10 protein-coding genes are annotated in these 13,144 nt (G+C 67.5%); 5 read left to right on the forward strand and 5 right to left on the reverse strand.

Annotated features, from left to right (window positions below; all coding sequences use genetic code 11):
• Positions 1-126: 126 nt before the first annotated feature.
• The gene (locus HUT06_RS01480) at positions 127-1,359 is read right to left on the reverse strand and encodes an McrC family protein (RefSeq protein WP_176194036.1); all 1,233 of its coding nucleotides are present in this window, start codon (positions 1,357-1,359) and stop codon (positions 127-129) included.
• Complete coding sequence (locus tag HUT06_RS01485) at positions 1,356-3,170, reverse strand: DUF4357 domain-containing protein (RefSeq protein ID WP_176194037.1); 1,815 nt, start codon at positions 3,168-3,170, stop codon at positions 1,356-1,358. The genes HUT06_RS01480 and HUT06_RS01485 overlap by 4 nt, the downstream gene beginning before the upstream one ends.
• A gap of 584 nt (positions 3,171-3,754) precedes the next feature.
• On the opposite strand from HUT06_RS01485, the gene HUT06_RS01490 reads away from it, so the two are divergent.
• A complete protein-coding gene (locus tag HUT06_RS01490; RefSeq protein WP_176194038.1) occupies positions 3,755-4,054 on the forward strand; it encodes an NIPSNAP family protein in 300 nt (99 codons plus the stop codon).
• Here the strand turns inward: HUT06_RS01490 and HUT06_RS01495 are convergent.
• From HUT06_RS01495 to HUT06_RS01505, 3 genes are all read right to left on the reverse strand, one after another.
• Positions 4,048-7,602, reverse strand: a complete 3,555-nt coding sequence (locus tag HUT06_RS01495; RefSeq protein WP_254714915.1) for a WD40 repeat domain-containing protein — start codon at positions 7,600-7,602, stop codon at positions 4,048-4,050. The two genes, HUT06_RS01490 and HUT06_RS01495, sit on opposite strands and share 7 nt — an antisense overlap.
• Before the next feature lie 453 nt (positions 7,603-8,055).
• Positions 8,056-8,247, reverse strand: a complete 192-nt coding sequence (locus HUT06_RS01500) for a DUF397 domain-containing protein (RefSeq protein WP_176194039.1) — start codon at positions 8,245-8,247, stop codon at positions 8,056-8,058.
• Positions 8,238-9,056 carry a helix-turn-helix transcriptional regulator gene (locus tag HUT06_RS01505; protein ID WP_302931770.1) on the reverse strand — a complete coding sequence of 273 codons (819 nt, stop codon included), beginning with the start codon at positions 9,054-9,056 and terminating at the stop codon, positions 8,238-8,240. The genes HUT06_RS01500 and HUT06_RS01505 overlap by 10 nt, the downstream gene beginning before the upstream one ends.
• Positions 9,057-9,191: 135 nt before the next feature.
• On the opposite strand from HUT06_RS01505, the gene HUT06_RS01510 reads away from it, so the two are divergent.
• From HUT06_RS01510 to HUT06_RS01525, 4 genes are all read left to right on the forward strand, one after another.
• Complete coding sequence (locus tag HUT06_RS01510) at positions 9,192-9,587, forward strand: ATP-binding protein (RefSeq protein WP_176194041.1); 396 nt, start codon at positions 9,192-9,194, stop codon at positions 9,585-9,587.
• A gap of 964 nt (positions 9,588-10,551) precedes the next feature.
• Positions 10,552-10,974, forward strand: a complete 423-nt coding sequence (locus HUT06_RS01515; protein ID WP_176194042.1) for a hypothetical protein — start codon at positions 10,552-10,554, stop codon at positions 10,972-10,974.
• A 46-nt stretch (positions 10,975-11,020) separates the two neighbouring features.
• Positions 11,021-12,853, forward strand: coding sequence for a hypothetical protein (locus tag HUT06_RS01520; protein ID WP_176194043.1), 1,833 nt, complete (start codon positions 11,021-11,023; stop codon positions 12,851-12,853).
• 68 nt (positions 12,854-12,921) lie between these two features.
• On the forward strand, positions 12,922-13,113 hold the full coding sequence (locus tag HUT06_RS01525; protein ID WP_176194044.1) for a helix-turn-helix domain-containing protein: 192 nt from the start codon (positions 12,922-12,924) through the stop codon (positions 13,111-13,113).
• Positions 13,114-13,144 lie beyond the last annotated feature (31 nt).

Raw genomic sequence — 13,144 nt, forward strand, 5'->3', positions numbered from 1 at the left:
CGGAGGCCATACGGCTGGCTAGGAGCCCGCTTGAACCTTGAGGAGAACCGGCTGCCCGATCGGGAGCGGGACGTGTCCTTGATCGCAGCACGCATCTGAACCCATCACCCTCCGGATCATCCGTTCTCAGAAGGGATGGGGTGCGGGCTCTGCGCCGTGCAGGGATGTTCGTGGCAAGAGGCGCTCGGCGAGGGTCTGGGCATCGGCGAGCAGGGTGGCTGGCGGCTTGTCCAGGTCGAGGGTGTGCTGGTGGATGGTGATGCCGGTCTTCCGGACACGGTGGGTGGCGTGCGGGGCGTTGCCTTTCGCGTAGATGAGGTGCCCGTCCGGGAGGTGGAGGGCGGTGCAGTAGGCGAGCATCTGGTATAGATCTGCGTCGGGAAAGCCGTCGGGTCTTTCGGACTTGTACTTGGCGTCGGCCACGGCGTGCGGGGTGCCGTCATCGGTGCAGTGGACGAAGTCGGGCACGATCCGGATCGCATGGCCCTCGTCCAGGTAGTGGGATGCCTGGAGCACGCTGTAGCCGCCTCCCGCTTTGAGCGCCTCGCGTAGGGCGACCGTGACGAAATCCTCGAAGACGCGTGCCATGTCGAGCAGGAAGCCGCTGACGGTGATGTCTCCGGCCCGGTGCTCTACGGAGATGCCCTGCAGAACGAGTTCGGCGAGACGCACCGCGGGCTGATATCGGACGTTCAAGCGCGTGGGGCGCCACACCGGCGGTTCATGGCCCCGCCCGATCGGGGTGACGTCGGCCAGCCGGACACGCAGCCTCAGCAGCCGGCCGCGCAGATCCCTCGAAACACCCGGCAGGCGGAGGAGGCGGTCGGTGGCGGTTCGCACGAGCCGATTCTCGGCGATGTCGGTTGTGTACTCGTCGTGGACGAGTTCGAGGGCGGGGAATTCGCCGTGATGCCGCCGGAGTTGGTCGGCCTCTCGCAGTCGCCCGCGCATGACCAGAGAGGTCTCCTCGGTGGTGCGATACCCCTGAAGCAGCCCTTGGCGGAGGGCCCGGTCAGCCTGCTGCTCAAAGAGATGTGCGAGTGCCGGGAGGAGTTCGGGTTCCGCGTCGAGGGACACCTCCTCGTCGCGCCAGCCCTTGGCGTCGAGCGCGTAGCCGAGCAAGAAGAGCAAACGGCGGATCGGCACTTTCGGAGTGACCCGGATGGTGAGGGTCTCGCCGCCGGGTGTAGTCACAGCCGCGACTCCGACCTTGCCTGCGGCCTTCAGCCGCCACCGTCCCGGGGCGTCTGGATCCGGCGCGGCTTCAACCACGCGGGAGGCAGCCACGGCCCGGCCGAGTGCTTCGGACAGGGGCAGCGACAACGCCGCCCCATGCTCGGTGAGAGCGATGTCCGTCATGCCTGTGGCGGAGTGATCGACTCGCGCAGGGATGTTAGGCCGTATCGCTGCTCGACCCTCACATCCTCCCCGTAGTGGTACTCCTCCAGCAGCGGAAGGATCTTGGTGCGCCAGGTGCGCTCAAGGCCCCCCTCTCGATAGACGCCCGGCTTCATCAGGTAGGACGGCCCGATCTGGAAATCGGGGTCGGGAATCCGGCGGTTCAGCTCGTCCAGCAGGTCGGCCGGCTCGGTGTCGCGCTCCTTGGTGGCGAGCCAGCGGCGCAGCACCCCCTTGGTCGGTTCGGTGCGCGGGGACAGTTCGACGAAGGCGAAGCGGCGGCGCATCGCGGCGTCCACGAGTGCGATGGACCGGTCGGCGGTGTTCATGGTGCCGATGACGAACAGGTTGGGCGGCAGGGCGAAGTCGTCGTTGGAGTACGTCAGCCGCACCGACCGGTTGCGGTACTCAAGCAGGAAGTAGAGCTCGCCGAACACCTTTGCCAGGTTGGCTCTGTTCATCTCATCGATGATGAGGAAATGGGGAACGTGCCGGTTGCCCTCGCTGGAGGCGAGATCGGCGAGCTCGCGCAGCGGGCCGGCCGCCAGCCGGAACGCGACCTGCCGGGTCTCCGGATCCTCCTGCGGCCGGAATCCCTCGAAGAAGTCCTCATAGGCGTAGGAGGGGTGGAACTGCACCAGCTTGACCTGCTCACGTCCGCCGCCGAGGAACTCTGCCAACTTCTGAGCGAGATATGTCTTGCCGGTGCCGGGCGGCCCGTAGAAAACGAGCTGCCGTTCGTCCCAAAGCAGATCGCGTACCTCGCGTAGCCAAGCAGCGTCATGCACGAGCAACTCCCGCGCCAGTTCATCGTCCGGCTCGGGCAGCTCCAGCTCCCGGCGCGCGGCCAGGGCGGTAGCCGCGCTTTCAACAGCGTCCTTCACCTCGTCCGCGAGTTCCTCATCGGTCCGGCCTAGGCCGTCGATCATGGCTTGGACGGACGTCAGGTCGGCGACGTCCTGCTGGACTGAGAGCTTCTGCTGGACCTCCTCGGGAAGTTCCTCAAGAACGTATCCGGTGTTCTCCCATTCCACCGGACGTTGCAGATGCCAGTTGCCGGACTCCGACCCGACCCGTGCGATCGGGCCGGTGATCTTGCCAATATGAAGCATTCCGCCGGAGATCGTGCACACGCCATCGTCCGGCTTCATCCGGGAAAGGAATATGTAGAACTCATCGACGACTCGTCGCCTCGCGCTGTACGACAAGGTGGACTCATAGACTTCTTCCGCCAGGCTGCGCAGTGCGTCTTTGCTCATGCCCTGGTTGAGCGTGCCCCAGTCGAATCGCGTCGCCTCCAGAGAGACGCATCCTTCCTGCAACCATGTCTGCTGGAGGAAGTCGGTCGTGTACGCGTGTGCTGCCCGGACGAGCCAGGTGCGCCGTCGTCCCCACCCGTCCTGGGCAAGATAGTCACCGAGCGGATGTCCCTTTGAGGTCTTCCAGACCACCTGACCGTTGGAGTTGCGGCCGAGGATGATCTCCGCTGCGGCCGATGCGGAGTTGCAGTCGATGTCCTCGGTCACTTCGAGGAAGCCAGGCCACCTTGTGGACGTCGCCAGGGATTCATCGCTGATCAAAGCCGCACGGCTTCGGTGTGAGGACGGATTGGTCCGAGGGAACGACGGCGAGGTGTCGGACCGCGCAGGCGATCCGGCGAGCACCCTGAACTTGTGGCTGCCGTTCAAGCCTATTTCCTTCAGAAGCCGCCCGTGCGCGACCGGGCCGCCGTTCGGGAGGCGGAGCTGGAACTCTGGGAACTCGTCGGCCATTCGACTCCCTCGTCCTAAGTGCTGACGGTGACAGGCGCCGCCAACTTAACACCGGCCACCGACGGTAACGCGGCACTCACCGATCCACCACCGGCATCATCCGGTTACCTGCTGAGCCGGTACGACCGGGGCTCCGAGCTGCCTTGTGGTCATCCTGCGCGGGACGGTCGCCTGCGGTCAGGAGCTAGGAATCGTGATGGCGGTCCAGTAACCACTGCGCATGTGCTCGTACAGGGGCGAGCCGGGCGTGGACGGGGTCGCGGTCGGCGGCCTGGGGGATGGCCGCGACCGCGAGTTCGGTCGCCGTTCCGCAGGCGCAGATGGAACTCGGGGTACTTTTTGGCGATCGGACTTCCTCCTCCCGCGCAATGGCTGGTGACAGACGCGGCCAAGCTGACACCGCTCCCGGACCAGTCATGAGCCCTTCACCGAGAAGGGAGAGGACTCGATATGGAGGTACCCGGCCAGGAGGACGCCCGCCAGGGCCACAGGTCGAGATGCTCGACGGGGCGGGCCCATGGTTGTGTGAGTTTTGCGGCGGGTGTTAGCCGACGCTGCAGATTCCAGGTGGAAGAGGGGTCATCGTGCCGAAGACTGTCCAGTTGAGGACGTACACGATCAGGGAGGGCCTGCTCGATGAGTGGGCGGCCAGATGGCGGGAGTCGGTGGTGCCGCTGCGGTTGAAGCTGGGGTTCGGGATCGGGGGTGCCTGGCTTGATCACGAGCGCAGCCGGTTCGTGTGGGTGATCTGGTACGAGGGGGAGGAGACGTTCGAGGAGGCGAACCAGCGGTACTGGGCGTCGCCGGAGCGGGAGGCGATGGGGCTGGACCCGTCCGAGTATCTGGTCGATCGCGACGTGCGGGTGGTCGAGCAGGTCTACTGATCGGGTTCGGGGAGCAGGTGGGCGAGGCGTTCTTCTTGCGCCAGGGGGCGGAACACGCGGGTCCCGGCCTTGGATTTCAGGACGTCGAGGCCGACGTTGAAGGGCCAGAGCCGGGCGGTGCCGTCGAAGGAGGCGGAGATGACGGTCTGGCTGTCCGGAGTCCAGGTGACGGAGACGACCGGGCCGCGATGGACACCGATGACGCCGATCTCGGCGTAGGTCCTGCCCGCCCAGAGACGGACGGTGCGGTCGTAGGACGCAGTGGCGATCATGAAGCCGTCGGGTGACCAGGCAACGCTGGCGACGCGGGCCTCGTGGGCGTTGAGGACGGCCAGTTGCTCGCCGGTGGTGGTGTCCCAGACGCGAGCGGTTCCGTCGGCGGAGCCGGTGACGACCCGGCGTGCGTCAGGGGACCAGGCGATGTCGTCGACCCAGTTGGCGTGGCCGTTCAGCGTCATGACTTCGCCGGGGTCATGGACGTTCCAGATGCGGGCGGTGCGGTCGTCGGAGGTGGAGCCGAGATGCGTCCCGGTGGGGGACCAGGCGAGGCCGACGACCCAGTCGTGGTGACCGTCCAGGCTCTCGGCGGATTCGTGGTCGCCGCGGGGGTGGATGCTGATGATGCGGTCGTGCCCTGCGGTTACGAAGGTGTCCGAGCCGGGACGCCAGGCCACGGCCTCATGAATGTCGCTGCTGGGAATTCGTTCGCCGGAGATGTCACCAGGCGAGGTTTCGTCCAGCCTCCACAGGCCGATCGTGCGGTCGCTGGAGCAGGAGAGCAGCATCGTGCGCCCCTCCACGCTGGCCCAGGCGAGATCGTGGACGGTGTCCCGGTGGTCGTTGATCACAGCGTGGAGGGTGCCGTCGGCGGCGTCCCAGATCCGGATCGTCGCGTCGTCACCAGCGGTGGCGATCAACCGTCCGGACGGCGTGACCGCGGCGGCGCGGACGGGGCCGCGATGGCCGGCCAGTTGGAGACTCTCGGCGCCCTTGGGGGTGACGTCCCAGATGCGGGCGGTGGTGTCGGCCGAGCCGGTGGCCAGATGCGCGCCGTCGGGCGACCACACGACGCCCCACACGTCGTCGGTGTGGCCGCGGAGGGCGAAGATCTCCTCACTGGTCCGCGGATTCCAGACGCGGGCGGTGTTGTCGCTGCCGCAACTGGCCAGGTAGGTGCCATCGGGTGACCACGCCACGTTCCACACCCGGGTGCCGTGGCAGCGGATGAGCCCGGTCTGTGCTGAGGAGTGGACGTCCCAGATGCGCATGGTCGCGTCGCCCCCGGCCGACGCGACGAAGGTTCCATCAGGGGACCAGGCGACACCTTCCACGAAGTCCTGGTGACCGTGGAGCACCGTGGCCGTGCCCGTGGCAAGATCCCAGATACGGACGGTCCTGTCATGGGATCCGGTGGCCAGCAGGTTCTCGCTGGGCGAGAAGGCGATGCCGAGAATGTTGTCGGTGTGGCCGTGCAATTCGGTCAGGAGTTCGTAGGTGTCGGCCCGCCAGATGCGCACCACTCGGTCGCGGGCTCCTGAGGCGATCTTGGTTCCGTCCGGTGACCAGGCAACGGTTCGCACGACGTCGGTGGCGCCCGCCAACACAGCCAGCGTGCGGCCGGTGGTGCTGTCCCAGACGCGGACGGTGTGGTCGCGGGAGGCGGTGGCGGTGCGGCGGGCGTCCGGTGCCCAGGCGACCATCTCCACCATGCCGTGGTGGCGCTCCAGCACGGCGGTGTTGGAGCCAGTGGTCGCGTCCCACAGCCGGCATGTGCCATCACGCGACGCGGTGGCGATCAGGGCCCCATCGGGCGACCAGGCGAGGTTGCGGACCGCGTCGGTGTGCCCGTCCAGCACGTGGGTCAGGTGGCTGAAGGCCAACGCCGCCATGAGCGCGCGTGTGGCGGCCGGTGTCGGCGGACATTCCGACAACGCCGCCGCAGCCAGCAGGATCGCCAGCTCAGGGTACTGCTCGGCGTTGGCCAGGACGTACTGGCCGATCCCCTCCGACACGCGCCGCAGGAACGCCAGGTCGCGCCGTTTGGACGCCTCGATGAACGCGCGGATCTCGCCGCTGTCCTGCCCGGCCGACTCCAGGCCCTCCAGCCACTGCAACGCGAGCTGGAGTCGCTCGCCGGTCAGCAGGTAGTCGACCTTGTGCCCGGCCTGGCGCCAGTCCGCGGCCCACCGTTCCAGCTCGGCGCGGCGCCGCAGCAACTCCGCCCGTGCCTCCACCTCCTGGCGCAGCGGCGCCCACTGACGGAACAGCGCCTCATGCGCGACCTGCGCGATGGGCGTTCCCTCCCACACGTCGGTGACCAGCAGCCGGGCCTCCACGAACGCGGTGACGACGCGTCGCTCGTCCTCGCTCAGATCGTCCAGGACGACGCGGCGGCGGGTGGCCTCGGTCCCTTCCGTGGTGACGAACTTGAACAGCACCGCCAGGATCGGCTCGATGCCCTCGTCTCCGCGCAGCGCAGTGACGAGCTGGTCAGCCTGCCGGGACAGCGCGCCCGCCACCCCGCCGAGCCGGCGGTACGCGTCGAACGTGGCGACCTTCCCGCGCCCGGCAGCGAAATACAGCTCCTGCAGCAGATAGGCCAACAGCGGCAGTGCATCGGCCGTCCCGGTGTCCTCGACGATCCTGGTGACCAGGCCAGGCTCGAACCGCAGCCCGGCCAGCGCGCCGGGTGCCTCAACCACCGTCACGAGTTCGGCCCGCGTCAACGCGCCGAGTGCTATGGGGCGAGCGAACAGTGCGGCATGGCCGGTCTCCAGGAAGGAGCGCAGGAACTCGATGCGGACCGTCGCCACCACCCACAACCTGGAATCGGCGCGCAACGCCGCCGACAGCGCCGACAGGAACAGGTCCCGCTGGTCGGATCCAGCAAGCGTGAACAGCTCCTCCAACTGGTCGACGGTGATGAGGACGCGGGCATCGCGCCGCCCGGACCGTCGCCGCGCCTGTGCGACCAGTTCGGCCAGCGCAGACGGCGACCCTCGCAACCGTTCTGCGTCCCGAGCGCTGCCGAACGTCGTCGCCAACGCAGCCATCGGATCGGACCCCGGCGTCAGTACCGGCTGCACCAGCCAGCGGCGCCCGCGCAACCTGGGGATCAGGCCCGCCTGCACCATCGAGGACTTGCCGCTCCCCGAAGCCCCGGCGATGACCACGAACCGCTCGCCATCGTGCTGGTACAGCTGTCGGAGCAGCGTGCTCACCGGCTCATCTCGTCCGAAGAACACCGCTGCCTCGTCCTCGGCGAACGCCTCCAGCCCCGGATACGGAGTGCGACCCGGATCCCACTCACGCTCCGGCGCTCGCGGCGGATTCTCCAGCCGTGCCGACACCGCCGTCAGGACGATCAACGCCACGATCAGCACGCCGAGCCCGGGAACGGCGATCTTGCGCAGCAGGTCCAGCGGCAGCGGCGCGTCGTCGCCCCCGGTCGCGTAGTTCGTCAGGATGCCCAGAAGGGCGAGCACGACCACGAGCAGGACGTTTAACGCGATGTTCAGGCGGGGCCTCATTGGCCGCACCACCGGCATGCGCCGCCCATCCCGCTACCCACGCGACCCCACCCCATCCCGGACACGGCCCTGATCTTCTTCAATAATCGAGCGGGACGCCATTGCCGCAAGGGGAAGGCGATGCTGAATGTCCGACCCGAACGACTGTGGTCCTGGACGCCCGGGTGAGCGCCGCACGGAGTCCGACCAGGTCAGCCGTGCGCACTCGCCAACTCGACGCACTCGCCGCCATTGCTGTGGGTTCGGCTTGCCTTTCGCCGTGTGAGGTTTTCGAGAGGCATGAGGCCAGTGTCGGACGCGCGGCTGAACTTGCCAGCGGGCGTGTCTGCTCGGCTGAGGCTGCCTCTGGGCGAGACGGCCGGGCGCGGGGTCTTGCCTGTGGGGTCGGTGGGGTGCGGCTGGTCGTCCGGGTCGAGGGGACGGGACGACTCGCCGCTGCTCGGCGGTCAGGGGCGGCGCGGGGGCGGGTGGTTAGTGTGTGTCGGTGGCGGATTGGAGGGCTGTGCGCAGGGCTGCGTGGGTCAGCAGGAGGACGGGGCCGTGCGGGTCTTTGCTGTCCCGTACCGCCACCACCGTGCTAGCCGCGTCCGCTAGTTCGACGCAGTCGCCGCCGTTGGAGCCGCTGTGGCTGCTCTTGCGCCATGTGGCGTTCTTCAGGTCCATTTTTCTCGGGCCACCTTTCTTATGAGTTCACGTGACATTTCTTCTGTCAGTGCCCGTGAACGTAGGCTGACCAAGGTTCGTGCAACGACGGACAGGTCTGCGGGGTCGTCCGTCGTGAGGGGACGGACGGCTGTCTCGATGTAGGCGACTTCGCTCCGGTCTGCCATCGTCGCGACCACGAATGCGCCCATGTTGCCGTCATGTTCGCCGCTTCCCAACACTACTTGAACCGTGATGTTGGGCAACATGCTCGTCTCGACCAGGTGCTCCAGTTGCTCCCTCATTGTCTCTGGGGTGCCGACCTGGCGGGAGAGCGCCTGCTCGTCGATCAGGATCACGTAGATCGGCGGGGCGGAGCCGTCCTCCCGCGGGTCCTTGAGGATCTTCTGGCGCTCGATCCGGGCGTCTGCAGCCTCCTGATTGCCGTGCAGGATTGCGAGTGCGTAGGCGGGGGTCTGGACCAGGCCGGGAATGACCGAGTGCTGGTAGGTGACCAGCATCGCGGCGTCGGCTTCGCTCTTCGGCCAGTCGAACCAGATCGGGACGGGGTGGCCGTCCTTGTTGAGGTCCTCCCAGAGGTTGATGAGGGCGCCGCCTGCTTCCAGGTGTTCGTCCACGAATTCCACGAATGAGCGGGTGGCGCGCTTCTTGCCGTTCTCGATCTTGCTGACCTGCGGGCCGCTGACCTGCGTAAGGTGGGCGATGGTCTCCTGCTTCACGCCTTTCGCCTCGCGCAGTCGGCGCATCTGCCGGCCGAAGGCTATGAGAGCGGGGGACTCGCTGGGGCGACGCTGGCGACGTGGGGACATGTCAGCTGCCTCTCGTTGGCATCTGCCCTTGGGGGAGATGATCTTCCTTTGTCTGCCACCTTCCGGCGGCAACCACACCGTAGCCGAAAAGTGCCTCACTGTGTTGCTTGCATCACACAAGGTGAGGAGATGTTCATGGGCGAGGCGCCCCAGAACGAGATGGTGGTGAAGCGCGACCCTAAGGTCGTCGCGGAGGTCCGGCAGTTCGTGCGGCTGGTCACCGGCGAGTACGGGATGGACGACTTCGTGCCGTGCCTGGTGGCCAGCGAGCTGGTCACGAACGCCCTCCAGCACGCGACGTCCGACAGGGATGAGGACGTGATCCTGCGGTTGAGTCGTACCGAGGACGACGCGCTGTGGATGGAGGTCCAGGACGCCGCCTGCGGTCTCCCGCAGATGCTGGCGGCCGACACCTCCAACGAGACGGGACGGGGGCTGTTCATCGTCGACCAGTACGCCCGCTGCTGGGGCATCCGCGCCCTGGCCGACGACGCCGGCAAGGTCGTCTTCGCGGTCATCGACGCGACGTGAACTGTTGCGGCATGGCAGCCGAGGCGCCAGCGAGGTTCGGCGTGGTCCCCGAGGCGCCGCTCGCTGCCGAACCGCCCTCGACCCGGCGAACCCGGCTCGGGCTGCGACGAGCCCCGAATCGGCGATCGCTCGACTTCTGAATGCCTACGGGCAGGAGTCTCGAGAGGTGCGGAACCCCCTCGACCGATGGACTCGGCGAGCGGCATCGGCGGTGTGCAGTGCGAGGTGTTCCTGCAGGTTCTAGGCCGCGACAACCTCTGACCTGCCTGCTGATGTCTTTAAGTAACAACACGCCACGCCGATGCTTAAAGTGGCCAGACTGGCGGGTGCTGGGAGAGGGTGGGCGCAGACGGTTGAACCGTCTGTTGGCGAGCCCCCCGTAGAGAGGAGTCCTGCAAGGTCCCGATTCAGGTTGATCAGGAGAGCACCCTGTATGGACGGACTAGAGCTTCACAACGACGGGGTCGCTGAGCGACTCGCTCTGGAACTGGACGGGCAGCAGGCTTGTCGGAAGCCCGTGGCTGGGAGCCCGGGTGCCATGTGACGCCTCTCCTGCCGGTGCCTTCAATGCGTCAGCGCGGACGGAGGAGTGGGTGCCTTTCTGGAACGCAAGGGGCGCTCTTCACCGTCCACAACCCTGTGGACAGCAGGGCGAACGTTCCAGGGTCCGACCACCGGCGGTAGAAGCAGCCCCGTCGGGAAAGACCGCTGCCTCGAAGCGGTCAGTGGTGGCGGCGGTTAGCGCTGAGCGCTGGTCACGTAGGGCCCGACGACGGCCCTTCCTCTGCGCGTCCGCAAGCTAGTCGTGCTGTTGAGCGTGCATAAGTGGCCGTGTCCTGAGGTCTCTCGCGGGACCGCGCTCGAAGCAGGGCAAGAAATGGAAAACGCAAGCGTTATCGCTGCGGACCGGGCGCGGTCCACAGCAGGCGGACGGGATCGAGCGCGATCCCGGGTCAGGAGGCTGATGGTCGAAGACGGCAGTGCCGAGTCTGCGTTGAGCTTGGCGAAGGGGCGCAACCGCCGGCCCCGTAGCGGGTCGAAGCGAAGGCGGGTGTTGTACATCCTGCTCTCGGACGATGAACACGCAGCGGTGTCGAGGGCCGCCGAGCGGGAGCACCTCGCGACCGCGGCGTGGGCGGCGCTGATGCTACTGGCTGCGGCGAGCGGGACGCCGCGAGTAGAACACAACCAGGTGCGCGAGGTATTGAAGGCCGTCATGCAGGCGCGTGGCCAGGCGCAGCGGATCGGCGTCAATCTCAACCAGGCCGTCGCCGCACTGAACTCGGGAGAGGTGTCGTCGACGATCCAGTGGTACGCACGTGCCGCAGCGCAGACGGTTCGCAAGCTGGATGAACTGGCCGACGACTTGAGAAAGCGGCTGCCGTGACAGCGCATGCCACGGCCCCTGAACTCTCGGCGCCGAGCGTCACAGGGTGATCGGGAAGGTTTTGCGCGGTGTCCGGGTCCAGGGGCTGCTGCGGTACCTCTATGGCCCGGGCGCCCACGGCGAGCATCGTGATCCGCACATAGTGGCGGCTTTCGGGGACGCGGCCGACTTGGAACCGACAGTGCGTCCCGACGGCAGCCGCGACTTTCGCCATTTGGAGGGTGTACTGGCCCAGCCGCTGGCGCTGCTCGGTGAGCGAAACTACCGCAAGCCTGTCTGGCATTGCGCCGTACGGGCCGCTCCCGAGGACCCGGTTCTGGCGGATGAGCAGTGGGCGCAGATCGCCGCCGAAATCATGCAACAGACCGGCCTGGTTCCGGTGGGGGACGTTGACGCCGTCCGCTGGATCGCCGTCCGGCATGCTGACGACCACGTCCACATCGTGGCCACGCTGGCGCGTCCGGACGGCGTCCGCCCGGAGGTGTGGAACGACGGGTACCGGGTCCGGGACGCCTGCCGGGCAGTGGAGGAGCGGTTCGGCCTGCGGCCCACGGTGCCGGCGGACCGCACCGCCGCCCGCCGCCCCAAACGCGGCGAAAACGAGAAGGCCGTCCGCCGTGGCCAGCCGCTGCCGTCCCGTACCCTCCTGCGTCGCAAAGTCCAGACCGCGGCCGCCGGCGCCGGCAGCGAAAGGGAGTTCTTCGAACGCCTCCAGGCCGACGGTGTCCTCGTCCGGCGGCGGTTCAGTCAGCGGATGGTCGGCGAACTGACCGGATATGCCGTGGCTGCGCCCGGTGATGTCAACGTGGACGGGCAGCCGGTTTGGTACGGGGGCGGCAAGCTTGCCGCCGACCTCACGCTGCCAAAACTTCGCCTTCGCTGGACGAGTGCTGACGGCGCAGTCCGCACCCCGTCCGTCGTCCGTCCGCTGGACGGACGGCATCTGTCCGCGCGGACGAAGCGGGCTGTGCTTCGGACGGCCGTCCGCCGCGCTGTGGACGAAGCTCGGACGACCACCGAATTCCTCGACCAACTTCAGGATTGCGGTCTGCTGCTCAAGGTTCGCTACAGCCAGCACGTCTTTGGGCAGGTCACCGGCTATGCCGTCGCACTCCCCACCGAACCCGGCGATGGAGAACCGGCTTGGTACCCGGGAAGCCGTCTTGCCGACGACCTGTCGCTCACCCGCCTCCAACAACGGTGGACATCACCGACCACAGGCCATGTGCCATCCAACGACCACAGCGACCTGACCGCTGAGGAGCGACAGGCGTTCTACGACGACGCGGCCCGCGCCGCCACCTACGCCACCGCCCAGGTCCGTCGCCATCTCGCCACGAACCCGCACGCAGCCCAAGACGCCTGCTGGGCCGCCTCCGATGCCCTCCACACCGCTGCCCAGGCCACCGGCAACCACCATCTCCGTCGCGCCGCCGACACCTACGACCGCGCCGCGCGCGCACCCTACGGCCGCATTCCGCGGCCCACCCCGGCTGGCAACGCCCTGCGCACTGCCGCCCGGCTATTCGCGCTCACCGGCTCGATGCAGAACCAGCAGAACCAAGCGACGGCGTCGGTCATGGTGCTTGTCGCCAGCCTCATCACGCTGCTCGACACCATCGCCGAGCTACGCCAACTCCAGGGCCGTCAGGCACAAGCCGACGCCACCCGGAAGGCCGCCGCGCAAGTTCGCGGAGCGGGACCCGCCGACCCCGCAGATACGTCACAACCGACCGCACAGGCGGCCATGTCCTCGCAAGCACGCCTGGCCATGGCCGCCTTCCCCAACCCGTGGGCTCCTCTATCACCGACGACCGTCGGCAGACACGCACCGCCTAGCGCTTCACCGTCACTCCGGTCAAGCCGACAGCGCCGGTGACAATCCGCCACGACGAAGGCCTCACCCATCACCACGTACCAAGACACGGAGGCATCCGAATGCAGACCATGCGACAAGAAGACCTCGACACACTCCCCACGGTCGTCAGCATCATGACCGCAGCCCGCGCCCTGAGATTGTCCCGGACATACGCCTACGAACTGGCGAAACGCGGCGACTTCCCATGCCGCATCATCCGAGTCGGCACCGCCTACCGGGTGCCGACCGCGGAACTCCGCAAGCTGCTCGGCGTGACGTAGTCCGACGGGGAGCCGGCCTCATCGATTCGCA

Origin of the sequence: Actinomadura sp. NAK00032, from assembly GCF_013364275.1 — a bacterium.
GTDB lineage: Bacteria > Actinomycetota > Actinomycetes > Streptosporangiales > Streptosporangiaceae > Spirillospora.

Excerpts from the sequence above, each read along its gene's own strand:
- HUT06_RS01480 (WP_176194036.1), bottom strand. The coding sequence starts at position 1,359 with ATGACGGACATCGCTCTCACCGAGCATGGGGCGGCGTTGTCGCTGCCC.
- HUT06_RS01485 (WP_176194037.1), bottom strand. The coding sequence starts at position 3,170 with ATGGCCGACGAGTTCCCAGAGTTCCAGCTCCGCCTCCCGAACGGCGGC.
- HUT06_RS01495 (WP_254714915.1), bottom strand. The coding sequence starts at position 7,602 with ATGCCGGTGGTGCGGCCAATGAGGCCCCGCCTGAACATCGCGTTAAAC.
- HUT06_RS01500 (WP_176194039.1), bottom strand. The coding sequence starts at position 8,247 with ATGGACCTGAAGAACGCCACATGGCGCAAGAGCAGCCACAGCGGCTCC.
- HUT06_RS01505 (WP_302931770.1), bottom strand. The coding sequence starts at position 9,056 with ATGTCCCCACGTCGCCAGCGTCGCCCCAGCGAGTCCCCCGCTCTCATA.
- HUT06_RS01510 (WP_176194041.1), top strand. The coding sequence starts at position 9,192 with ATGGGCGAGGCGCCCCAGAACGAGATGGTGGTGAAGCGCGACCCTAAG.
- HUT06_RS01515 (WP_176194042.1), top strand. The coding sequence starts at position 10,552 with ATGGTCGAAGACGGCAGTGCCGAGTCTGCGTTGAGCTTGGCGAAGGGG.
- HUT06_RS01525 (WP_176194044.1), top strand. The coding sequence starts at position 12,922 with ATGCGACAAGAAGACCTCGACACACTCCCCACGGTCGTCAGCATCATG.